Source organism: Oceanobacillus sp. FSL K6-0251, assembly GCF_038004725.1.
GTDB lineage: Bacteria > Bacillota > Bacilli > Bacillales > Amphibacillaceae > Oceanobacillus > Oceanobacillus oncorhynchi.
On the sequence record NZ_JBBORS010000001.1, the window covers coordinates 3,692,946 to 3,716,161 of the forward strand.

20 protein-coding genes and 1 pseudogene are annotated in these 23,216 nt (G+C 38.1%); 3 read left to right on the forward strand and 18 right to left on the reverse strand.

The window, feature by feature from the left end; all coding sequences use genetic code 11:
* Positions 1-96: 96 nt before the first annotated feature.
* Positions 97-789 (reverse strand): response regulator, encoded by a 693-nt coding sequence (locus MKY45_RS18440; RefSeq protein ID WP_042530169.1) that lies wholly within the window; start codon positions 787-789, stop codon positions 97-99.
* Between the two features lie 256 nt (positions 790-1,045).
* Positions 1,046-2,185, reverse strand: coding sequence for a sensor histidine kinase (locus tag MKY45_RS18445; protein ID WP_042530167.1), 1,140 nt, complete (start codon positions 2,183-2,185; stop codon positions 1,046-1,048).
* A 224-nt stretch (positions 2,186-2,409) separates the two neighbouring features.
* Between MKY45_RS18445 and MKY45_RS18450 the strand changes: the two genes are divergently transcribed.
* Positions 2,410-3,060, forward strand: coding sequence for a YigZ family protein (locus MKY45_RS18450; protein ID WP_256704987.1), 651 nt, complete (start codon positions 2,410-2,412; stop codon positions 3,058-3,060).
* Between the two features lie 46 nt (positions 3,061-3,106).
* On the opposite strand, the gene MKY45_RS18455 is transcribed toward MKY45_RS18450, so the two are convergent.
* Entirely contained in the window at positions 3,107-3,259 is a 153-nt protein-coding gene (locus tag MKY45_RS18455; protein WP_175297007.1) for a hypothetical protein, read from the reverse strand.
* Between the two features lie 411 nt (positions 3,260-3,670).
* Here MKY45_RS18455 and MKY45_RS18460 point away from each other — a divergent pair, with 411 nt between their 5' ends.
* Together MKY45_RS18460 and MKY45_RS18465 are read left to right on the forward strand one after the other, a co-directional pair.
* On the forward strand, positions 3,671-4,630 hold the full coding sequence (locus tag MKY45_RS18460; protein ID WP_419880332.1) for an LCP family glycopolymer transferase: 960 nt from the start codon (positions 3,671-3,673) through the stop codon (positions 4,628-4,630).
* Positions 4,631-4,875: 245 nt separating this feature from the next.
* Positions 4,876-6,870: a penicillin-binding transpeptidase domain-containing protein gene (locus MKY45_RS18465; RefSeq protein WP_212928327.1), complete on the forward strand. Its 1,995-nt coding sequence runs from the start codon at positions 4,876-4,878 to the stop codon at positions 6,868-6,870.
* A gap of 123 nt (positions 6,871-6,993) precedes the next feature.
* Here MKY45_RS18465 and MKY45_RS18470 read toward each other — a convergent pair whose 3' ends face one another.
* The 15 genes and pseudogenes from MKY45_RS18470 to MKY45_RS18545 form a co-directional block, all read right to left on the reverse strand.
* Positions 6,994-7,446: an IDEAL domain-containing protein gene (locus MKY45_RS18470; RefSeq protein ID WP_193064272.1), complete on the reverse strand. Its 453-nt coding sequence runs from the start codon at positions 7,444-7,446 to the stop codon at positions 6,994-6,996.
* A gap of 127 nt (positions 7,447-7,573) precedes the next feature.
* Complete coding sequence (locus MKY45_RS18475) at positions 7,574-7,939, reverse strand: DUF779 domain-containing protein (RefSeq protein WP_193064271.1); 366 nt, start codon at positions 7,937-7,939, stop codon at positions 7,574-7,576.
* Positions 7,940-8,052: 113 nt separating this feature from the next.
* Positions 8,053-9,573, reverse strand: a complete 1,521-nt coding sequence (gene exaC, locus MKY45_RS18480) for an acetaldehyde dehydrogenase ExaC (protein WP_042530156.1) — start codon at positions 9,571-9,573, stop codon at positions 8,053-8,055.
* Between the two features lie 303 nt (positions 9,574-9,876).
* Complete coding sequence (locus MKY45_RS18485) at positions 9,877-10,059, reverse strand: cold-shock protein (RefSeq protein WP_040978795.1); 183 nt, start codon at positions 10,057-10,059, stop codon at positions 9,877-9,879.
* Positions 10,060-10,377: 318 nt separating this feature from the next.
* Positions 10,378-11,115, reverse strand: coding sequence for a Cof-type HAD-IIB family hydrolase (locus tag MKY45_RS18490; protein ID WP_052484911.1), 738 nt, complete (start codon positions 11,113-11,115; stop codon positions 10,378-10,380).
* Between the two features lie 265 nt (positions 11,116-11,380).
* Positions 11,381-11,749, reverse strand: a pseudogene (locus MKY45_RS18495) (helix-turn-helix domain-containing protein); the annotation flags it as partial.
* 316 nt (positions 11,750-12,065) lie between these two features.
* The gene (locus MKY45_RS18505; RefSeq protein WP_042530151.1) at positions 12,066-12,554 is read right to left on the reverse strand and encodes a chemotaxis protein CheW; all 489 of its coding nucleotides are present in this window, start codon (positions 12,552-12,554) and stop codon (positions 12,066-12,068) included.
* A 28-nt stretch (positions 12,555-12,582) separates the two neighbouring features.
* Positions 12,583-14,673, reverse strand: coding sequence for a chemotaxis protein CheA (locus tag MKY45_RS18510; protein ID WP_042530149.1), 2,091 nt, complete (start codon positions 14,671-14,673; stop codon positions 12,583-12,585).
* 17 nt (positions 14,674-14,690) lie between these two features.
* A complete protein-coding gene (gene motB / locus MKY45_RS18515; protein WP_042530147.1) occupies positions 14,691-15,518 on the reverse strand; it encodes a flagellar motor protein MotB in 828 nt (275 codons plus the stop codon).
* Entirely contained in the window at positions 15,511-16,296 is a 786-nt protein-coding gene (gene motA / locus MKY45_RS18520) for a flagellar motor stator protein MotA (protein ID WP_042530145.1), read from the reverse strand. The genes motB and motA overlap by 8 nt, the downstream gene beginning before the upstream one ends.
* A gap of 166 nt (positions 16,297-16,462) precedes the next feature.
* Entirely contained in the window at positions 16,463-18,118 is a 1,656-nt protein-coding gene (locus MKY45_RS18525; RefSeq protein WP_332094394.1) for a glycoside hydrolase family 13 protein, read from the reverse strand.
* Between the two features lie 454 nt (positions 18,119-18,572).
* Positions 18,573-19,592 carry a LacI family DNA-binding transcriptional regulator gene (locus MKY45_RS18530; protein WP_042535782.1) on the reverse strand — a complete coding sequence of 340 codons (1,020 nt, stop codon included), beginning with the start codon at positions 19,590-19,592 and terminating at the stop codon, positions 18,573-18,575.
* Positions 19,593-19,678: 86 nt separating this feature from the next.
* Positions 19,679-20,518: a sugar ABC transporter permease gene (locus tag MKY45_RS18535; RefSeq protein WP_193064268.1), complete on the reverse strand. Its 840-nt coding sequence runs from the start codon at positions 20,516-20,518 to the stop codon at positions 19,679-19,681.
* A complete protein-coding gene (locus MKY45_RS18540) occupies positions 20,518-21,825 on the reverse strand; it encodes a sugar ABC transporter permease (RefSeq protein ID WP_042530140.1) in 1,308 nt (435 codons plus the stop codon). The genes MKY45_RS18535 and MKY45_RS18540 overlap by 1 nt, the downstream gene beginning before the upstream one ends.
* A 98-nt stretch (positions 21,826-21,923) precedes the next feature.
* Positions 21,924-23,192, reverse strand: a complete 1,269-nt coding sequence (locus MKY45_RS18545; protein ID WP_256704991.1) for a sugar ABC transporter substrate-binding protein — start codon at positions 23,190-23,192, stop codon at positions 21,924-21,926.
* Positions 23,193-23,216 lie beyond the last annotated feature (24 nt).

Genomic DNA, 23,216 nt, shown 5'->3' on the forward strand with positions numbered 1-23,216 from the left:
CTCCTCACCATTATGAAGAAATGAGAGATTCTGCTTGCCCAGAGGGAAAAAAGCGCCCTGACAGACTCAATCAGGACGCTTTTTTGTTTATTATAATTAAATAACCTCTACCCAGCCTTTTCGTATAGCACACACAACAGCCTGCGTACGATCATTCACATTCATTTTTTGAAGAATATTACTTACATGGTTTTTTACTGTTTTTTCACTGATATAAAGCGACTCTGCTACAGCACGGTTGCTTTTCCCCTCTGCCAGCAGCTGCAGCACCTGACATTCACGTCTTGTCAATAAATGAAGCGGCTTGCGGTGCTCTACATGTCTGTTTGCCAGACTGGAAGTATTTTCCCGTGCCAGACGTCGATACTCTTTTACTAAATTATGTGTAATGCGCGGATGTAAATAAGAACCGCCCTCGCTAACTACTTTAATTGCTTCAACAAGTGCTTCTGCATCCATCTCTTTTAGCAGATAGCCTTGCGCCCCCGTTTTCAAAGCATGTGTCACATAATTTTCATCATCATGGATAGACAGAATGATTATTTTTGTATGCGGAAATTGTCTCAGTAAGTCAGCAGTTGCCTGTACCCCGTTAATTTTAGGCATATTGATATCCATTAACACAACATCCGGATTATTATCTCTTACAAGATTAGCTGCATCCGTTCCGTCATCCGCTTCTGCAACTACCTTAAATGCCGGTTCGAATTCTAAAATTCGTTTGACACCTTCGCGAAATAATTTGTGGTCATCAATTAATACGATATTTACTTCTTTTTGTGCGTCCATATATATATCTCCTTTTCTACTAAATGATACTAATTGAACTGTCATGTTGTCTTCATCATTAATAGATAGATAGTTTTCTCTAGATTAAATAAGTCTATTGTAGTATATTTCATCATTATTGTCTCATTTCAGCTCAAACTATTTTTAACAGCTTATTTATTTATGAATGATGACACCCCTATGAAAAAATCCAGATACTTTCTACTTTTCTGCAAAAAGCTCTTTTTTTCTACAATATCTCTTTTTCATTATATACTTAAGTTAACGAATATGGAACATTAATTGTAACCGTTGTTCCTTTTCCTTCCCCTGTCACGATTTCCAGCTTGCCGTCAAGCATCTCCACGCGTTCTTTCATCCCGATTAATCCAAAGGAATTATCACTTTTTTCTTCCGGATTAAACCCTTTCCCGTTATCGGCTACAATCAGAATCAATCTATCTTTTAAAATTTCTAATTTCACTTTGATTGTTGTTGCTTCACTATGCTTTATCACATTCTGCGCAGCCTCCTGCATTAGCCGGAACAAAGCAACCTCATATTTGGAATCTAATCTTTTTTCTTTCCCAAATACAATAAAATCTACATGAATATTATGATATTCGGTCAATCTGTCAACATATTTCCGGATTGTCGGGATAAGTCCCAAATCATCCAAGGCCATTGGACGCAGGTCATAGATAATTCTCCGCACCTCCTGTAAAGAAGCACGAACATTTTTTCGCAGCGATTTAATTTCTTTGCTCACTTCTTCTGGCGACCCTTTTTTTATGACATAGTCCAAAATATCGGACCGTAACAAGACATTAGCCAGCATTTGAGCCGGTCCATCGTGGATTTCCCGGGAAAGCTTCTTCCTTTCCTCTTCTTGTGCTTCAATGATTTTCAAACCAAATTCCTGTTTTTCTCTGGCATCTTCAATCATCTCATTGACCTGTTTCATGTCATCCATCATAAAATTAAAAATAACCGTCATTTTAGCGGTAAGCTCTTCTCCGCGTTGCAATATATGTGTAAGATTTGTCAATCTGAGCTCTATCTCATCACGCCGCTTCCTTAACAGTTTTTCCTCTTCGCGCATAATGACTAATTTTGTTTGCAGATCATGTGTTTTTTCATAAACCTTCCGCACTTCTTCCTCAGAGTATTTCATAAAGTCTCTGCTGACTGCAGCAAGCTTCTTACGGTGATTTTTGACTTCGTTCTCTAACTGATCACCGTTTTTGATATATTCCTTTACTTTCTTTTTCGTTGATTCTAATTCCCCAGAAAGGTATTCATACTCTTTTCTGCCTTCCTCGGTCATTTCAAATACTTCATCCTTACTCTGGTTTACCATCTGCATTACATTCTCTACAATGTTATCTATCGCTTGACTGCTTAATCTTATTGTCATAAAAAACTCACCAACCTATGTTATAATTATTCGTAGCTTTCCTTGGTTTTATAAGGTTATTTAAAAATTAATTTCACCAAAATCCGGTATATATCTGTTAAATTAAATATGAAGCGAAGATAACAGCTGCTCAAGCGGACTTAAACGGCATTCCCAAAAGACACAGCTGGTTACAATGCCTTAGGGATGTTATGTAATACTTAAAATAATGAGGTGAAAATAAAATGCTATCAACTTATTATACCGTAAATAAACAGGGGACAGACGAAATAACCATTCAAAAGTCACGTTTTATCGCAAATGTTAAAAGGGTGGAATCAGAAGAGGAAGCACAGGAATTTATTCAATCTATTAAAAAGGAACACCGGGATGCGACACATAATTGCTCCGCATATATTATCGGGGAAACCGATTATATCCAAAAAGCGAATGATGACGGTGAACCAAGCGGAACAGCTGGTGTCCCAATGTTAGAAGTATTGAAGAAAAAAGGATTAAAGGATACTGCTGTGGTCGTGACAAGATATTTTGGAGGAATCAAACTGGGAGCCGGCGGGCTTATCCGTGCTTATGGCTCAGCAACCACACAAGGCATCCAAACGACCGGAATCGTCCGCAGAGAACTGATGCAAGGTGTTTCCGTCACTGTCGAATATACACTGCTCGGCAAGCTGGAAAACGAAATTCATCAGCAGTCCAAATATCTTTTGGAGGACATTCATTATCTTGAGAATGTCGCATTTATTATTTATGTCAAAACGGAAGAAACCGATACTTTCCAAGATTGGATAACGGAAATGACAAATGCGCAAGCAGCATTCGAACTGCTCGGCCAGAAATATGTCGACATCGATGTAGAGGATACGCCTTCATAATAAAAAAACTCTGTCAGATTGCTCGATAATCCGACAGAGTTTTTATTTAATAACTTCTTTTTATGTTTGTGGTCGTATTTAATGATAATTCCTTAATAAGTAATTGAATGATTTCATCCATTGAATTTACTTTTTGATTTTCCGTATCATGAATAACCCGTTTCAATATCTTCTGATACTGTTCTTGCTCTCTGCCCATTCATCTACCGCCTTTAAATATTTTTTCTAAAAGTCGTTAACCTATACTCTACATGCAAATATGTAATATTGCACTCTAAGATGAATTTTCTTACTAAACGTAATTCTATATAAAAATAGAAGCGTTGTCTACTAATTTCGATAAATTTTTTAACTCTTTTGATAGATTCATAAATGACAGCGATTTCATCTATTCAAAGGCGTAACCCCCCCGTCAAAACTCCTCTTTACAGCTAATTCAAATCTCACAGCGAATCAAAAGTCCTACCCTCAGGAGAAATAGTACGCACAAAATTTGTTTTAAACATAGACGATTTATCTAATTTTCGATATAATCTATTACAGATTTATTTTTCCTGACAATTAGTAAAAATTTGTTTAAATTAAGGAAAGAATAGAGGAGAATATATTGGTGTCCAGATTAAATGATAGAAGTCGTAAAAGAAAAAAATGGCCATTTATTGTTGGTGGAATCATACTGTTTTTCATTTTAGTCGTCGGCGGCGGGGCCTTTTTTGTGTGGAATCAGGTTGGCAAGGTTGTTGAATCGATGCATAGTCCATTAGAAAGAGATAATGACCCTGAACGGCAGGATGAAATCAACCGGCTCTATAGCGATTCAGATGCAGTTAACATTCTGCTTCTGGGAGTAGATGAACGGGATGGAGATGTCGGACGTTCGGATACGATGATACTGCTTTCCTTAAATCCAAGAACCGACTCCATGCTTATGTTAAGTATTCCTCGTGATACCTATGTAAATATCCCGGATCGGGGAATGGATAAAATCAACCATGCGTATGCATTTGGTGAAGCTGCTCAAACAGGAGGCGGTACTGAATTATCTGTGGAAACAGTAGAAGAAGCCTTTGGTTTGCCTATCCACTCCTATGTACGTGTGAATATGGAAGGTTTCCAGCAAGGTATTGATGCATTAGGCGGCGTTACTGTTCAAAACAGCACAGCTTTTTCTCAAGACGGGCATGATTTCAGCGAAGGAAATCTCACTTTAAATGGCGAGGAAGCTCTTTCTTATATCCGCATGAGAAAAGAAGACAGCCGCGGTGATATGGGAAGAAATGAACGCCAACGTAATGTTATCGTTGCTGCAATGGATGAAGCAGCCAGCTTTTCAAGCATTACCAAAGCAGGCAACATCCTGGACATCTTAGGAAATAATGTCCAAACGGATTTAGATATGAAACGGTTGCAAACATTATTTACAGACTATAGCGGAACAAGAAATAATGTCGAAACAATGGAAATAGAAGGAGACGGTCAAACCATCGGCGGAGTTTGGTATTATGTGGTACCTGATGATGAATTTAACCGTATCCGCTCAACGATTACCGACCATATGGAACAAAAATAAAGAAATGTGTCATTACTGAAACTTTTTTCATAGATTTCAGAACTGCAGACAGCTGATTCCAATTGGAAAACAAAACGTCACCTGGTAAATATACAGCGTGACGTTTTTTCACACAGTCTCTTCCTTTTTCTGATTGGATCAATATACTTTTAAAAATTTCATGTCATTCTATCTATTTTTCTAAAAAAAATGTAGAACGTGGTATACTTTTACGTAAAGAGATATTTTTTAATGGGGGTTAGAAAATGTGGAAAAAAAGTTTATGGATGATTCTTTTTATCGCCCTGTTAGCCGGGTGCTCTGAAGAACAAACCGACCCGACAAATACGTTAAATCAATATGCAGAAGCAGTAGAAGAAGGAGACTATGAATCTCTGTATCATCTTTTTTCTCAGGAAACAAAAGATACATATAGCGAAGAAGAGTCCGCTCTGCGCTTAGGAAAATTATATGATGATATTGCTGCTACGGATATTGAAATAAATATACAGCAATTAGAGGAAAGAGAAGTCGCTAACGCATATGACGACGGCATAGCAACGATTCCCTTCACTGTTAGCATGAACACAATCGCCGGTGAAATTTCATTTGATTACCAGGCAGAACTGACTTTAATCGAAAAGGAAGATGAAGAAGACAGCTGGCTGATCAATTGGGATTCCGGCTTTATCTTCCCTGATCTTGCAGATGGCGGAGAAATCCGCATTTCTACCAACGAGCCGGAAAGAGGAGAAATCCTTGACAAAAATCAGATGCCACTGGCAATCAATGATACCGTATACGAATTTGGAGTTATCCCGAGTGAATTGGGAGAAAATGAAGCAAAGCGCGAAGAAATAGCCCGTTTACTCGGAATGTCTGTCGACTCTATTAATTCCAGTATCGAAGCAGAATGGGTGGAAGATGATTTATTTGTTCCGCTGAAAACCATCCTCCCAGATGATTCAGATACCGTACAGGAGTTAAATGCAATCGATGGCGTTTCCTATCGTGAAATAAACGGCAGGGTTTATCCAGAAGGCGAAATAACCGCTCACTTAGTAGGTTATCTCCGCTCCGTAAATGCAGAGGATTTGGAAGAGCTAGACCCGACAGAATACACTTCTTCTGACAGAATCGGAGCACGGGGATTAGAAAGTTTATTTGAAGAAGAGCTTCGCGGTAAAAAAGGAGCGACGATTCAAGTAACAAAAGATGACGGAGAAGATGTGACTTTAGCTGAAACAGAAGCAGTAGACGGAGAGAATATTACAGTAACAATTGATATCAATATTCAGGATGATGTTTTTCAAGGATTTGATGAGGAGCCTGGCAATGCAGCTGTCATCGATCCAAAAACGGGGGAAACATTAGCCTTAGTCAGCAGCCCGTCTTTTGATCCAAACGATATTCTTTATGGCACTGCCCCAAATTATTGGGCAGATATGGAAGAGGATGAGTTACAGCCTATGCTGAATCGTTCTTCCTCCACGTTTGCGCCTGGTTCTGTTATTAAACCGGTCACTGGCGCAATCGGGCTGAAAAACGGTACGATTGAATACGATAAAGGCATTGAAATTGATGGATTGCAATGGGAGGATTACAATGTAACACGTGTATCGACCTCCGACGGACCTGTGGATTTAGATGATGCCCTGGTTCGTTCAGATAATATTTACTTTGCAATGAAAGCCGTTGAAATGGGCGGAGATGCTTTTGTTGAAGGGCTGCATGAATTTGGAGTTGGAGAAGAATTCCCATACACCTATCCGGTTTCAGATTCTACCATTTCTAATTCAGGTGAGTTAGACGACAATTATTTACTGGCACACACAAGCTATGGACAAGGTGAAATTGAAATGAGCGCGCTGCATCTGGCAACTACTTATTCCGCCTTCTTGAATAATGGAGATATGATACAGCCGACATTATTAACAGATGAAGAAACCGGGCAGTTTTGGAAAGAAGGCTTAGTTACGGAAGAACAAGCGAATCAAATCCAAGAGTCCCTTCGTAATGTGGTCACAGAAGGAACTGGTAAACCTGCTGAAGAAGCCGATTTTCCTATCTCAGGTAAAACAGGTACCGCCGAATTAAAATTAACCGGAGAAGACAGCGGAGATGAAAATAGCTGGTTTGTCGGCTACCCGACAGATGACCAGGATCTCATGATCGCCATCATGGTGGAAGGAACCAAAAACAATGACCGCAGCTCCGGAGTGGAGAAAGCTACAGAAATATTAATGGATATTAAAGAGTAGAGCTTCTATAGCAAAAAGGGTTTGAGCACTGGTATTGTTGCTCAAACCCTTTTTTTATAAGCAAAAGAAAGCCATTTAACAGAATAGCATCTGTCAAACAGCTGAAATAGAAATATAGTCATTTTATTGATTGTTTAAGGCACTTGTTAATTCTAAGAATGTTTCTTTGTCATCGTTATCAATCGCTTTATCAATCAGCCTTCTGACATTTTCATACTCCATTTCTGCTATCAGCTGGTCTAAAGCCTTTTGCTGTTCGGAAACCTCCTGCGAATCTTCAGGTAAATAATAGGATTCTGCAATACGGTGAAGCATTTCCAAAAAGCCGGGAATCGAAATCAATTGTGACATGGAGATAGTGAGTACTTCTTTCCCTTTTTGAAAAGCAAAGACATCATCGACATTCTCAATTTTTTTCGTCTTGCGATTAATACGAACTTCCGTAGATTTTACAGGGATAAATTGATATACCTTCTTATTCATGATAATGGAGAAGTATTGATATGCTAAAATAATCCGGATATATTTCTCTTCTGTCTTTACATAATAAGGCTTTAACATTTTAACAGTAACCATCTTATCCCCCCTATTTAGGACACACTCTAAATTTTCTGTTAATTTATTCTACCGGATATAGCTGAAAAAATCAAGCAGAGATTTTTAATTGTTTAGAAAACTTGGTTTTTATTAAAAATTGAAATGATCATGGGCTTCCATTTAACGCTTCTGCTTCTTCCTCTGAAAAAACTCTCGAACGAGTTAAAAATCTTTTTCCTTCAGGTCCTTCTAACGAGAACATCCCGCCCCTTCCATTAACAACATCAATAATAAGCTGCGTATGCTTCCAATACTCAAATTGATCTCTAGATATATAAAATGGGATATCGCCTGGCAGTTTTCCTAATAAGACATCCGACTCGCCGGTTTTTAGCTCTCCAAGCGGATAACACATGGGCGAGCTTCCGTCACAGCAGCCTCCTGACTGATGAAACATAAGCGGGCCATGAATGTCTTTCAGCTTCTCCATCAAGTTCTGCGCATCCTGCGTTGCAACCACTCTGTCTACCATGGAAAATACCTCCTTATTTAAGTAACTGCAGACAAGAGAATCCGTATGTTTCGGCAGGCATACGTATCTAACCTATGCCTGCCATTTTGCTGTTCCTATAACCTTTTTTTATTTTAAAATAAACCAGCCGGGCCTTCGCTGTAGCTGACCAGTAAGTTCTTTGTCTGTTGATAATGATCCAGCATCATTAAATGATTTTCTCTGCCGATTCCTGATTTTTTATATCCTCCAAATGCGGCATGCGCAGGGTACTGATGATAACAATTGGTCCATACGCGCCCGGCTTGAATGCCGCGTCCAAAACGATACGCTGTGTTCATATCACGTGTCCAGATACCAGAACCTAGACCATATAGTGTATCATTTGCGATTTCCAGCGCCTCTTCCTTATCCTTGAATGTAGTTACGGATAATACCGGACCGAAAATCTCCTCCTGGAAAATACGCATCTTATTATTCCCTTTAAAAATTGTCGGCTGCACATAATACCCGGAAGCCAGTTCTCCGTCAAGCTTATTAACATCTCCACCGACAAGAACTTCTGCACCTTCCTGCTTGCCAATATCGAGATAAGACTTAATTTTTTCAAATTGTTCTTCCGAGGCTTGGGCTCCCATCATCGTCTCTGTATCAAGCGGGTGACCAATTTTAATTTGATTGACACGTTCAATTGCTTTTTCCATAAACCGGTCGTAGATTGATTCATGCACAAGGGCGCGGGACGGACATGTACAAACTTCCCCCTGGTTCAGGGCAAACATGACCATTCCTTCAATTGCTTTATCTACAAAGCTGTCATCCTTATCTAATATGTCTTCAAAAAATATATTCGGTGATTTGCCTCCCAGCTCCAAGGTTACTGGAATTATATTTTCAGACGCATATTGCATAATGAGACGGCCAGTCGTGGTTTCGCCTGTAAATGCAATTTTCGCGATACGGCTGTTTGTGGCAAGCGGCTTCCCTGCTTCTACTCCAAAACCGTTGACAATATTCACCACACCGTCTGGCAACAAGTCCTTGATTAAATCCAACAGCACATGAATCGAAGCCGGTGTCTGTTCAGCAGGCTTCAATACAACGCAGTTTCCGGCAGCCAATGCTGGGGCAAGCTTCCAGGTTGCCATTAATATTGGAAAGTTCCATGGAATAATTTGACCGACGACTCCTAACGGCTCATGAAAATGGTAAGCAACCGTATCATTATCAATTTGGCTCAGCGTCCCCTCTTGCGCGCGAATCGTCCCTGCAAAATAACGGAAATGATCGATTGCCAATGGAATATCTGCTGCCAAGGTCTCCCGGACTGCTTTCCCGTTCTCCCAGCTTTCTGCTACGGCCAGCTTTTCTAAATTCTCTTCCATCCGGTCAGCAATACGATTTAAAATCAGTGCCCGTTCTGCGACAGATGTTTGACCCCACGCATCTTTCGCCTCATATGCTGCATCAATCGCCGCATCCACGTCTTCCTTTGTGGAACGGGCGATTTCACAAAACACTTCACCTGTAATCGGAGTTGTATTCTCAAAGTAGTTTCCCTTTAGCGGCGGCTGATACTTTCCCCCAATGTAATTATCATAACGCTTTTCATAGTTTACAATAGCACCTTCTGTGTTCGGATTAGCATACCTCATTTAAACTCCTCCTTATTGTAAGCGATTACATTTTGATGTGAATAATATATTAATTTGTTATTACAGTATAGCAAATATTATCTTACATTTACAATAATTTCAACTATTAAATTTTTTATGTATGAAAATCCTTTATATTTCGTTTGCAAACTGCTCAGCTATAGGTATTTGAACTTGACTATACCACCATATTGAAAATATGCTTTCTATTTCCTGTTTAACGAACGCGAAGATGCAGCGGATCAAAATCAACCCGCTGCATCTTCGCTTCGTTCTATCCTCAGTAAATTATAGAGATACTATTTACTTCAATTCAGGAATTACTCGAACTTCTTTTGCCATTTCAGATTGGCATAAAGGGCAGCTCGGCTCAGCTTCAAAACTAAACGATTCTCTCATCCATCCTTGACAATCTTCTTGAGTGCATGACCAGACGTTTGTTTCCACCTCTGGCACTGGTTCCTTAGGTCCACGCGAAAAAGACATTATAGCATCTCCCTTCCTTATATACAGTATACGCTAAAACTTGAAAGAGTGAAACTTTTGAGCATAACAACTTTTCATACTTTTTTCAAATATTGTACCTTTATTTCCATAAATTCATGTGTCAGCTTCTTCTTATAGCTTGTACTACTTTCCATTTTGATATACTGTTTAAAAGCGAAATGCTCTTTTTTTATTATATGCGCTGAATAGCTATATATGATAAAAAGATTCATATATACAAAAAAGAATTAGACAGCTTTTTGTATACTGCCCAATTCCTTTTGTATTCCCATACATGAAACATATGGATATCATCAATTATTTCAATGCAAATTTTTCAATTGCTTTACCGACACCGTCTTCCAGATTACTGTCTGTTACAGCATTAGCTGCTTCTTTTATTTTTTCTTGCGCATTGCCCATCGCAACACCTACACCTACTTGCTGAATCATTTTCAAATCGTTCAGACTGTCACCGACTGCCATAATTTCTTCCATGGAAATCCCGGTACGATCGCAAAGAAAGGATAATGCATTTGCTTTGCTTACACCTTCAGGGTTAATTTCAATATTTGTCGGCAAAGAGTTTGTTATTTCTAAACCCTCCAGCTCCTTTAACCTATCTTTAACTTCCTGCAGTCTATCCAGATCCTCTGAAGCACATCCGAATTTAAGCCATTGATAATCTTGTATATTTACTGTTTCATCGCCTTGAAATACTCCTTCCGTAGAAATCATCCATCTGTGTACCCCTGCTTCTTCGGTATATTGCTGCAGTTTTTCTACTGTTTCATTAGCCAACAGTTTCTGCTGGAGCAATTCTTTTTCCATTGTCCACACCTGGCCGCCGTTAGCTGTAATCATAAATGTCTGTAATTTTAACTCTTCTGCATAAGGATAGCATGTATCAATTCCCCGTCCAGTACTTAGTACCACTTGGATACCTTGACGCAATGCCTCCTGGATGGCTTCCTTATTACGCTTTGATACCTCAAGTGCCGGATTTAACAATGTTCCATCCATATCCAAGGCAATTAACTTCACCGATTTTGTCATTTTATTCATACCTCATTTCTCTGTTATCTTGTTTAAGTATACTGGAAACCCGGATGCTTTTACTACTAAAACGCAGCTTGGCGCATCCATTAGATTTTGAACTACCCCCGCTTATCCACCTTATAAGTTGCTTGAAGTGGGAGATTCCTAAGAACACCAACCTACCGGTCAGTTATGGATTAGGCTATCCCCGCAGTCCCTGCGGTTAATCGCAATGCTTCTTTACGAAGATTCCTGCTTGCGTTCCTATCTCTTTGGTGATGGCATTGACATGTTTCGTGGTATAGGATTGAACAGAATTCTTTTTTGATTTAAAACGAGGTGCCTTATTCTGTTTCTTATAATAGCGCGTATAGGAATCATTCACGTTTTCCACCGCTTTTTGAAGGGCAATACTATCGACTTCTTTGAAGAAGGGATAGGTTTTCTTTAATTCCCGAACTGCTTTGATTGCCTTATTTTCATTGAAAAATTCGCTCTTCCAATTATTTTGAAGAAGCTGTCCGTGTTGTATCATTTCATTCACCGTATGCCAATAGTGGTCTTTTTGTTTTCCTGTAAAATAGTTGTAGACAAAGCGGGAGCAGCCGATTGTCTTATGGATGAAGGTGATTTGTTTTTTGTTCGGATAGATACGAAAACAAAATGCTTTTTTACTTTCATAGCTTCTTACCTCTCCTGTCTATTATATCAGAAAAAGGATGTTTTTTGGAACGTTTGTTCGATTCCATATTGGACAGTTTAGACACTCAAAAGCAATCTTTTGTGCATGGGAGATTCGTCTCCCCCTTACCTCTACGCGCTTGAAGAGGGAGTTTTCTCTCGTTTTTTTATAAAAAACTGCTGTTTCTACAAATTATCCTATTATATTTCCCAGGAAATACTCTGTTTCTCGTTTTCAAAAAGAAAACACCTAATCAGATATTTCTAATTAAGTGCTTTCTAAACAGCTAGCTTTCGATAGTTTTCCCAGATTCATCTATATCATTGATGATTTCCTGAAGCTGATTTTTTTCGGTGAATTGAATAATCTGCTCCAAATCTAACAGTAAAATAAGTTCATCGTCAATCGTTGCTACACCTAATAAAAAGGTATCTTTTATCTCACCGACAAGCTTAGGGGCAGACTTAATGAAGGAAGCTGGTATATCCTTTACCTCTGTCGCCTGATCCACAACCATCCCAATTTGCATCTCATCAACTTGTACAACGAGCGTTCTGGTCTGGTCTGTGATATCAACACCGCCTAGATTCAATCTTTCCCGTAAATCAATAATAGGGGTCATTACTCCCCGCATTTCCGTAACACCTTTCATAAAACCAGGAGTACGAGGTATTTCTGTTAGAGATAATGCCCGCTCTATGGAAACGATTTGCTGCACATGAACAGCAAAGGTCTGTTCTTTTAATCTGAATATAATATGTTTCTCTGTATCCATTTACTTTCCCCCTTTCTTTAAATGCACTTTAATCAATCAGCGCATTAGGATCAATAATCAAAGCGACCTCACCATCACCTAATATGGTTGCTCCTGATACGGCAAATACTTCTCCAAGATAATTCCCTAGCGATTTTAATACAACTTCCTGCTGACCAATCAGTTCATCGACAATTAATCCCAGCAGTTTTTCTCCCTTTTTGATGATTACAGTAGAATAACGATCTGCTTCCGTATCATAATCAGGAACCTTTAGTACCTTACCTAAAGACAAGACAGGTATAATTTTGCCACGATAATCGATAACATCTGCTCCTTGCGCACACATAATCTTTTCTTTAGGAAGCATAATCGTCTCTAAAATAGAAGTTAATGGAATCGCTAATGTTTCCTTCTTAACATGGACAAGCATGGTAGTAATAATCGATAAGGTCAAAGGCAGCTGGATGGAAAAGGTGCTTCCTTTCCCTGTCATAGTTGTTACGGAAATTTTACCGCCTAATGCTTCGATTTTATTTTTTACAACATCTAAGCCAACACCGCGTCCCGATACATCGGAAATCGTATCAGCTGTACTGAATCCTGAACTCATAATTAACGCTGCAACTTGATCATCGGTTAACTCTTCGGCTTCCTGTGGTGTAATAATATTGTTTTCAATCGCTTTTTCCGATACTTTTTCGCGGTTGATTCCCGCACCATCATCTTCTATTTCGACAAAAACATGATTTCCGCTGTGGTAAGCACGTAATACGAGCTTGCCTTCCTCCGGCTTATTGTTCGCAATCCGCTTCTCCGGCCTTTCAATTCCATGATCACAAGAATTACGAATCAGATGGACCAGCGGATCCCCAATTTCGTCAATGACCGTGCGATCTACTTCTGTTTCTGCACCTTTTATTTCCAGGGCAATTTTTTTATTTAAATCTTTGGATAATTGACGGATCATTCTTGGAAAACGGTTGAAAACCTGCTCGATTGGAACCATTCGCATCGCCAGAATCAGCGATTGCATATCCGAACTTACTCTGCTTAAATGCTCTACAGTCTCTCTTAAATCACTATTGTCTATTGAGGAAACAAGCACCTCAAGTCGGCTTCTATCAATCACAACCTCTTCAAATAAGTTTAAAAGATTATCAATCTTATCGAGATTTACCCGGATATTCTTAGAAGCAGTTTTCTTTCCGTTATTTTGTGCAGCCTCTTTATTTTTCGACACTTCTGCCTTTGTTTCAGACTTCTTCGCTGGTACCTCTGTCACCTTTTCACTGACCGTTTTTTTATTTGCTTGCACGATTTCTTTCTCTGCTGTTTTTTCCTCTGTCTGTTCCTCCGTATCCGAAGCCGTTTCATCCGTTTCGATCACATGTGCTTCAACCGTTTCCACTTCTGATACATTTTTCACTGCTTCCACCAAGGCGTCCGGCTCTTGGTCTGTCAAAAATAAAAGTGTAAATCCTGAATCAAATGTCCCTTCCTCAATCTCTTCTACAGTCGGGGAAGTACGGATAATTTCTCCCAAGTTCTCTAATACTTCAAACACCATAAATGCCCGGGCGCCTTTTAAAATACAGCTCGCTTCAAACGTTACTTTTAAATCATAGGGGGTCATCCCTTGTTCTTTGGCCTGCTGAACAACCGTGAACTGAAATTCATCTAAATCGGATGCTTTGAAATAATTTCCTGTATCTTCCTTTTCTTCCACTGCTGCTGCAGCTGCTGATTCAGAAATACCTTCTCCTTTTTCAATTGCTTCCAGTTTTTTCACATGTTCACTGACATCTTTTTTACCGTCTCCTCCGTTTCGCACAGAATCAACCATATCTTCCAAATCATCAATAGACATAAATAACGTATCGATGATTTCCGTGTTTGTCATTAATTCTTCATTACGAATCAGGTCCAGAACGTTCTCCATTTTATGCGTCAGAGAGGCAATATCTTCATACCCCATTGTTGCTGCCATCCCTTTTAGCGTATGGGCAGAGCGGAATATCTCATGTACATATTCCAAGTTAGAAGGATCTTCTTCTAATTTCAATATAAAATCATTGATTGACTGTAAATGCTCCTGGCTTTCATCTAAGAAAATATCCAAATATTGTTGCGTATCCATAAGATTTCCCCTCTATTCTAATCTTCATTTGTTTCATCCGGAACATTGATCTCATAATTAGGTAAAACCAGAACTTCTACACGTCTGTTCCTTGCTCTGTCTTCTTCTGTATCATTAGGAAAAGCCGGTTCAAATTCTCCATACCCCTTCACGCTAAACAGTGTCGGATCAAGATCATCATTTTGCATCAAAATCTGCATAAAATTCATTGCCCGTGTCACGCTCAATTCCCAATTTGATTCAAAATCTGCGTTATGAATTGGAACATCATCGGCATGGCCGCTGATAACGACCTGATGCGGAGGCTCTGTATGCAGGATTTGAGAAACATCTTCTGCAACCTGTATTCCTTCTTGTTTGACCACTGCACTTCCAGAATCAAACAGAATATCATTGCGCATGGTCACCAGCAGCCCTTCTCCTGTTAAAGTTGTTCCAAATTCTTCAGTAAGACCTGCTTCTTCAATATATATATTAATTTCTTCCTCGACCTGTCTAAGCCTGAGAAGCTCCTGTTCTCCTTCTATATCAGCTTCGTCAGCTGTCTCCTCTTCGCTTCCTTCTTCATCATCTGTGCCCTCTTCCATATAATCTCCTTCGTCCCGACCTTCTTTCATACTGGGCGGAATTGGTTCCGACTCGTAATCTAACAGTCCTGTCCCTGATCCGGATGATAATTCATCACGAAAGACATTAGCAAGCTGGAAATATCTTTCCACATTGACATCACTGGAAGCAAATAAAACTATAAATAAGGCTACTAATAAGGTTAATAAATCAGAATAAGGAAGCAGCCAAGATTCATCTACATGTGATTGTTTTTTCTTTCTTTTTCTTCTAGCCATCGCTATCCCTCTTCTGCAGTTCTGCCAGCTCTTTGGAAGAAAGTAAAGATCCTAATTTTTCCTGCACAATTAAACGGGAATCGCCTGTTGTAATAGACAAGACGCCTTCCACAATTAATTCTTTTTGCAGTACTTCCCGCTTCGATTTTTCACGCAATTTATTAGCGAATGGGTGCCATAAAACATAACCTGTGAAAATCCCCAGCAAGGTCGCCACAAAGGCTGCTGAAATGGCATGTCCCAATGCGTCAATGTCAGACATATCAGCGAGTGCTGCAATCAATCCGATTACTGCACCAAGTACTCCCAGTGTCGGAGCATATGTACCAGCTTGTGAAAATATAGCAGCACCTTCTTCATGCCGCTGCTCCATCGCTTCTATCTTTTCAATCATGACATCTTTGATAAAATCCGGTGATTGTCCATCAATGGCTAATTGCAAACCAGACGAAAGAAAGGGGTCATCTACTTCATTTACTTGGTTCTCTAAAGAAAGAAGCCCTTCTTTACGCGTTTGATCTGCCCAATCCATGAATAAGACAATAAGCTCTTTTGAATCAGTTTGTTTCTCTTCAAAAAATAATTTCTTAAATAATGCCGGGACTTTCTTCAGCGCACTTCCCGGGAAGGCAATCGTAACTGCTGCAACTGTCCCTAACAGGATGATAAGAAATGCTGCCGGCTCAAGCAATGCAGCTAAGTCTGCTCCTTTTAATACCATCCCTACGCCGATAGCAATTAGTCCTAATATTAATCCTATGACTGATGATTTATCCATATGTATCCTCCCGTTTTCCATTGTACCTACTTTTAATATCGGTAAAATTCATAAATTATGAAGTCCCTTGGAAGGTAAATTTCGCATGAATCGACAAGTATTTTACAAATGATTGATTAATCTAAAGAAAAACAGGCTGTGCAAATCAGCACAAACCTGTTTTTCTTTAGTCTACTTGATAGATGACAGCTTGATAAGGTTTGAGTTTTCCCAGCGCTGCCTCTTCGTAATTGTTGATTAGCAATTTTAAGTTTTTATCCTTTAATTTCTCCGGTAATTCATATTCCGTTGCTTTCCCAAAGACATTCACCAAAATAATCCACTTATCTTCTTGATATGTTCGCGTATATGCATATATATCCGGATGTTCCGCTATCATTAGATTATAATTTCCATAGATGAGTCCCTGCTCTTGTTTCCGTAATGCAATCAGCCGTTTATAAAAATTCAAAATTGAATCGGCATGGTCTTGCTGTTCCTCTACATTGATAGCTGTATAATTTGGGTTTACTTTCATCCACGGTGCTCCTGTTGTAAAACCGCCATTTGCTTCATTGTTCCACTGCATTGGTGTACGGGAATGGTCTCGGCTTGTCTTAGCTAATGCAGCCAATATTTGCTCTTTCGGAACGCCTTTTTCCAGCTGCTCCTTATAAAAATTCTTTGAATCAACGGCATCATATTCCTCGATTGATTCAAATGGCGCATTCGTCATTCCAATTTCCTGTCCCTGATAAATAAATGGCGTTCCCTGCATCATAAAATATAGTACAGCGAAAGCTTTTGCCGAAGCTGCATGATACTTTTCCGGGTCTCCCCAGCTGGAAACAGAACGCGGCTGATCATGATTTTCTAAAAATAATGCATTCCAACCGACTTTCTCCAGACCCTTCTGCCATGTGGTAAACACATCCTTCAGTTCTTCTAAATCAAGCCCTTCCCCTGTTTCACGTCCCCAAAGATTGAGATGGTCAAATTGGAAAATCATATCAAATACCCCATGCTTTTCACCAACCCAGTCATCTGCCTGTGAAAGTTTCACGCCGTTAGCTTCCCCAACAGTCATAATGTCATAGTGATCCAGCGTTGCTTTTTTAAACTCCTGAAGGAATTCATGGATGCCCTCCTGATTCATATGTCCTTTAAAGGAAGGAACGTATTTTTTCTTTTTCGGGTTCGGCATATCTGGAAAGCTGGGTTTCTTTTTAATATGCGAGATTGCATCCACACGAAAGCCGTCAATTCCTTTATCCAGCCACCAGTTGACCATTTTGTATAAATCATTCCGGACTGCTTCATTTTCCCAATTTAAATCGGGCTGTTTTTTAGAAAAGATATGCATAAAGTATTCTTTTGTCTGCTCATCATATTTCCAGGCTGAGCCTCCAAAAATAGATTCCCAGTTATTTGGTTCTTCTCCATTCTTTTTTTCTGGATGCCAAATATAATAATCGCGGTATGGATTATTCTTCGATGACCTCGACTCGATAAACCAAGGATGTTCGTCAGAGGTATGATTAATCACTAAATCCATAATCAGACGCATGCCTTTTTGATGTGTTTTTTCAAGAAGCTCGTCAAAGTCCGCCATTGTCCCAAACTCTTTGGCAATCGCTTGATAATTGCTGATATCATAGCCATTATCATCATTAGGAGATTGATAGACAGGGCTTACCCAGATAACATCGATCCCTAAGTCCTTTAAATAATCTAATTTAGAGATAATGCCTTGAATATCGCCGATTCCATCTCCATTAGAATCCATAAAGCTTCTTGGGTAAATTTGATACGCTGTTGCTTCTTTCCACCATTTTTTATTCATTTTTCGACTTCCTTTCTTCGATCGCTGTGTAGGTTATTCGCTTAAACTAAAATAAGTCTATAGTGTTATAATAACATTAATAAACATATAAAAAGACTCTATAAAACAGAAAAATCAAACTCATCAAAAAAATAACGATTACACTTATCATAATCGTTATTAATCGGAAAAACAGCCAAATACTATATATAGCGACACCTATTTAATTGGCAATACTAATTAATATTCAATTAAGACATGAATAAAATAGTATAGGTTCTATTTGATACTATTTTATTTGATATTTTGTCCATAAATTTAATCAGATATATTAAAAGATAATTTCATTTATTTTTTAAACTGGTTTTCACACTCAAAATAAACACTTTTCATCTGTTCAAATCGTTATAATAACAATATAAAGCATATTTACAAAGAAATGAAAAGTTCTATTAAAATTAAAATTTATATTTTTTCACTTTTTTAAACGAACAGATTCACGGTAAACAATATCGTGTGGAATTATAATCCTTTTTCTAGTTAGCTTCTGATTCATGCACATCTTAATAATTGCTTTTGCTGACTCTACACCTAGCTGATAAATTTGAATATCAACAGTTGTCAACGCTGGTTTTATAATCTCTGAAAAATAAATATTATTGAAACTAGCCAACGATATATCTTCAGGAACTTTAAGTCCATATTCCTCTAACATGCTAATAACACCAACACTAATTAAGTCATCACTTACAACTATTGCATCCGGCTTAACTTCAAGTTTTAAAATTTGTTCCACAGCTTCTCTGCCGCCAGACTTTAAAAATTCTGTATGAAGCGCATATTCTTTTAGTACAGGAATCGCAGCTTCCTTCAAAGCCATTTCATAACCCTTTTGCCGATCAATAGTTACAACAAGATCAGCTGCTCCTCCAATAAAGGAAATACGTCTGTGCCCATTTTCTATTAAATACGCGGTAATATCTTTTCCTGCTTTTATGTTGTCGTTATCTACATGAACAATTTCATTTTTATACTCTAAAGGTTTTCCTACTATAACAAACGGAAAATCTTTCTCTTTTAAGAAATCTATAATTGGATCATTTAAACGGGAATAAAGTAAAATTATTCCGTCCACATACTTCCCTAAAACCATTCTTTCAACTTCTTTAAACTTTTCTTGCTCTGTTTGGCCAGTTGATAAAAGTATTGAAAATTGTTCTTGATGAAAGTAAGAACCTATTCCTCTTAAAACCTCTGCAAAAAATGGATTTTGCAGAGATTTATCTGCGGAGGAAGGCATAATGACACCAATTGTCTTTGTAGACTGTACAACTAAATTTCTTGCGGTTAGGTTAGGATGATAACCTAAATCTTGCATTGCTTTTCTAACTTTTTGCTTTGTCTTCTCGCTAATCCTCGAATTATTTGCAATCACTCTTGATACGGTGGATGGAGAACATCCGGTAGCCTTTGCTATATCCTTAATAGTAACAATTTTTATCACCCTCTAATTAGCTGGTTTATACAAATTTAGATTAAAACATTATATATAATATCCTTTCTTATATTTTAACCTATACCCTAGCCTTTTGTACCGCCTGAAGCCAAACCAGAAATTAAGAATCGTTGCAAGAACAAATAAATTGTTGCAATTGGTACAGCAATTAATACAGAACCTGCTGCAAATCTAGTAAAATTATTAGCAAACTGATCATTAATAAAATTATACAACCCTACAGCTAATGTATAATTCTCTTCACTGGATAACACAATAGAAGGAAGTAAGAAATCAAATAATGGAGCCATAAAATTAAATAAAGCAACCACTGCTAGAATTGGTTTTGCTAGTGGTAAAAGAATACTCCAAAAAATCCTAATAGGTCCTGCTCCATCGATTTTAGCGGCTTCATCCAATTCCTTTGGAATCGTATCAAAATACCCTTTTACAAGCCAGGCATTAAATGGTATTTGTCCTCCTAAATAAATTAAAATTAACCCTGTTAAAGAATCTAATAATCCAATCATATTTAAGAAAATGTATAGTGCTACCATCGCCATCATTACAGGGAACATTTGTAAAAGCAAAAAGATGTATAGCCCATTTTTACGTCCTACAAATTTAAACCTTGAAAAAGCATAAGCAACAAATGCTGTCAAAACAACACTTCCAATAGCGTTGGCAAAAGCAACAATTAACGAATTTTTATACCATAATAGATAATCACTTTCCGGACTGAATAGCCATTGATAATGTTCCAATGAAAAATTATCTGGAATAATACTAGAAGAATACAGACTTGTACCCTGATTCAGTGACATACCAATTGTCCAAAGAAGCGGATAAAAAATAACAACGGCAACAACTGCCAATATGAGATAAATAGCAGTTAATTCTAGCTTCGATTTTAATTTTGAATTCATTAAATGTCACCTTCTTCTTTAAAGGATCTTGTTCTACGGAATTGGTAAAAAGCAAATCCCGATACAATCAATCCCATAATAATTGAAATAACAGCTGCCATTGAGTAATTATTTGTATCAAAAGTTAATTTATATACCCAAGATATCAGAATATCCGTTCCACCAGCATTCTGTCCTCGTACAGCAGGACCGCCTTCATTAAATAAATAAATGACGTTAAAATTATTAAAGTTTTGAGCATATTGCATGATCAATAATGGCGCAGTTGCAAACATAACATGAGGAAACGTAATATTTTTGAATTTTTGAATCCGTGAAGCCCCATCAATATCTGCTGCTTCGTACCAATCTTTTGAAATACTTTGTAGTATCCCTGTAAATAGTGCAAAAATAAATGGAAACCCGAGCCATGTTTGTACCATAATAATAGCTACCCGACTATAGAGCGGGTCACTCAGCCAAGCCACCCCATCCCCGCCAAATAAAGGAATAATAATATCTCGGTTAATCGCTCCAAAATCATCATTAAACATCGCAGCAAATACAAGAATGGTCACAAACGCTGGAACAGCCCATGGCAAAATTAAAATTGTCCTAATTAATTTTTTAAATTTTAGTCTTTCATCATTTACCAATACTGCTAGAAAGAAACCTAAAGCAATCTGTAACGTTGTAGCAACTACCGTCCAGACAATGGTCCAGACAAATACACTGAAAAAGGTTTCTTGCCAAATTGGAACAGTAAATAAGTTTTTGAAGTTATCCAAACCGACCCAGTCTACTAAGTTCCGTGGCGGGGAATGGTATAAATCATAATTTGTGAATGCTAATAACAGAGAAAACAATAAAGGAAAAATAACAACAAAAATCATTAAGAATAAACCTGGAAAAGTAATAATATAAGGGAACGAATAGTCATAAACTTCTTTAATAACTTGTTTAAAACTTAATGGTACCCATCCCCTTTTTATTTTTTGGGCTTGTTTTCTGGCATCGAGCACATTAAACACATAAAGTGTAATTGCTATCACTGTAACAATTAAAGACAATACTCCTAATACCAGTAATCGAATGGAATGGTCAACCCCTGGGATAGTACCTAATGTACGTAAACCCCAAAGGCCGTAATTTATCGCCTCTAAAAATGCAAATAGAAATGCTCCTTCGATAACAATAAAGATAGCTCCTTTAATGTATCTGCGGTTATATAACTGACCTAACCCTGCAAATAATATGGAAAGTATAGTAGCAATAGCAGGGTTATGTTTTTGAAAATTCTTTTTTGGCTTTTTTTCTGGAGTAGTCAACCTTCCCCCTCCTTCAACTTTAAGTTAATGTACATAATAAAACCTCTTTTACATGCAGTTTGTTTAAATTAAAAAGAGGAGCTTATCTCCTCTTTTAATTATTCTCCTCCGCCTGCAGATTGTATATTATTATTAATCTGATCTACAGCTTCTTCTAACACTTCTTGGGCATCTTGCCCTTCAGCCAGGAATTGTAATGCATTTTGCATCGGTTCCCACACTTGAGCCATTTCTGGGGAACTCGGCATTGGGACGCCAAACTCGATTTGTTCAGCAAAGTCTGCATACATCGGATCTTCGATATTATTTAAAGCCTCTTCATTCGGAGGTAACTCTCCTGCAATATCATAATAAGTTTGTTGGTTCTCTTCATTTGTAATAAACATTGCTAAATCTTGAGCCCAATCCTTATTATCTGAATAATATGAAACCATCCAAGATTTAACACCTACAAATGTGGCGCTTGGCTCATTATTTATTTGTGGAAAAGGAGCAAATCCTAAATCATCACCTAAAGCGTTTTCATAAACTGGAATACTCCATGGTCCATTTATAACTGCACCTATTTTCCCTTCCGTAAACAATCCGTCAATTACATCTGCATTTGTACCTGCGGGGATTTTCCCAGATCCAAAAAATTCTTGATAAAATTCTCCGCCTTCAATTGCACCATCATTTGCTAAACCTACATCTGTCACATCATAGTCACCAGCTTCTCCCCCAAAGATATAACCGCCATAGTTTACTAAGAATGGATAAGCAAAATAGAAATCATTTGGTCTCATCAAAAATCCGTATTCGTCATTAGAAGCATCCGTATGTTCTTCAAGAATGTCTAACACATCTTCCATTGTTTCTGGAGCTTCACCCACTATACTTGTATTATAAAAAATACCATATGTTTCAATAACTGCAGGTAATCCATATATATCTGTTTCATCATCATAAGTATAAGTTACAGCGTCTACTGCTGCATCTACATATCTATTTAATTCATCATCGGTAACATCAAGAGGTTCTGCTAGTCCTTGCGCAACAATATTTCCAATTTGGTCATGCGGTTGATAGAACAAATCTGGCCCATTCCCTTCAGGTCCAGCTAATGATAACTGCTGTAATTGCTCAACCATTGGTTGTCCTTCTACCCTAACTGATATGCCTTCCTGCTCTTCGTACCTCTCTACAATCTCATTAATGGCTTCCATTTGCTCATCTTGATCATTCATCCAAATCACTAGTTCTTCTGGTTTTTCTTCTTCTCCGCCAGCACTTTCTTCTCCAGGTTCTTCTCTGTCAGGTGCACATGCTCCTAAAATTAGAACAAACAAAAAAGAAACTAATGCAAAGAAACGAACTTTCCCTCTCATATTCCCAACTCCTTTTTTTATTCC

Bases quoted from the DNA above. Each gene is read 5' to 3' on its own strand.
- exaC (WP_042530156.1), bottom strand. From the start codon at position 9,573: ATGAGGTATGCTAATCCGAACACAGAAGGTGCTATTGTAAACTATGAA.
- MKY45_RS18445 (WP_042530167.1), bottom strand. From the start codon at position 2,185: ATGACAATAAGATTAAGCAGTCAAGCGATAGATAACATTGTAGAGAAT.
- MKY45_RS18440 (WP_042530169.1), bottom strand. From the start codon at position 789: ATGGACGCACAAAAAGAAGTAAATATCGTATTAATTGATGACCACAAA.
- MKY45_RS18510 (WP_042530149.1), bottom strand. From the start codon at position 14,673: ATGGATACGCAACAATATTTGGATATTTTCTTAGATGAAAGCCAGGAG.
- MKY45_RS18485 (WP_040978795.1), bottom strand. From the start codon at position 10,059: ATGTCTTTTTCGCGTGGACCTAAGGAACCAGTGCCAGAGGTGGAAACA.
- MKY45_RS18455 (WP_175297007.1), bottom strand. From the start codon at position 3,259: ATGGGCAGAGAGCAAGAACAGTATCAGAAGATATTGAAACGGGTTATT.
- MKY45_RS18505 (WP_042530151.1), bottom strand. From the start codon at position 12,554: ATGGATACAGAGAAACATATTATATTCAGATTAAAAGAACAGACCTTT.
- MKY45_RS18535 (WP_193064268.1), bottom strand. From the start codon at position 20,518: ATGAATTCAAAATTAAAATCGAAGCTAGAATTAACTGCTATTTATCTC.
- MKY45_RS18475 (WP_193064271.1), bottom strand. From the start codon at position 7,939: ATGGTAGACAGAGTGGTTGCAACGCAGGATGCGCAGAACTTGATGGAG.
- MKY45_RS18450 (WP_256704987.1), top strand. From the start codon at position 2,410: ATGCTATCAACTTATTATACCGTAAATAAACAGGGGACAGACGAAATA.
- motA (WP_042530145.1), bottom strand. From the start codon at position 16,296: ATGGATAAATCATCAGTCATAGGATTAATATTAGGACTAATTGCTATC.
- MKY45_RS18465 (WP_212928327.1), top strand. From the start codon at position 4,876: ATGTGGAAAAAAAGTTTATGGATGATTCTTTTTATCGCCCTGTTAGCC.
- MKY45_RS18525 (WP_332094394.1), bottom strand. From the start codon at position 18,118: ATGAATAAAAAATGGTGGAAAGAAGCAACAGCGTATCAAATTTACCCA.
- MKY45_RS18470 (WP_193064272.1), bottom strand. From the start codon at position 7,446: ATGGTTACTGTTAAAATGTTAAAGCCTTATTATGTAAAGACAGAAGAG.
- motB (WP_042530147.1), bottom strand. From the start codon at position 15,518: ATGGCTAGAAGAAAAAGAAAGAAAAAACAATCACATGTAGATGAATCT.
- MKY45_RS18490 (WP_052484911.1), bottom strand. From the start codon at position 11,115: ATGACAAAATCGGTGAAGTTAATTGCCTTGGATATGGATGGAACATTG.
- MKY45_RS18545 (WP_256704991.1), bottom strand. From the start codon at position 23,192: ATGAGAGGGAAAGTTCGTTTCTTTGCATTAGTTTCTTTTTTGTTTGTT.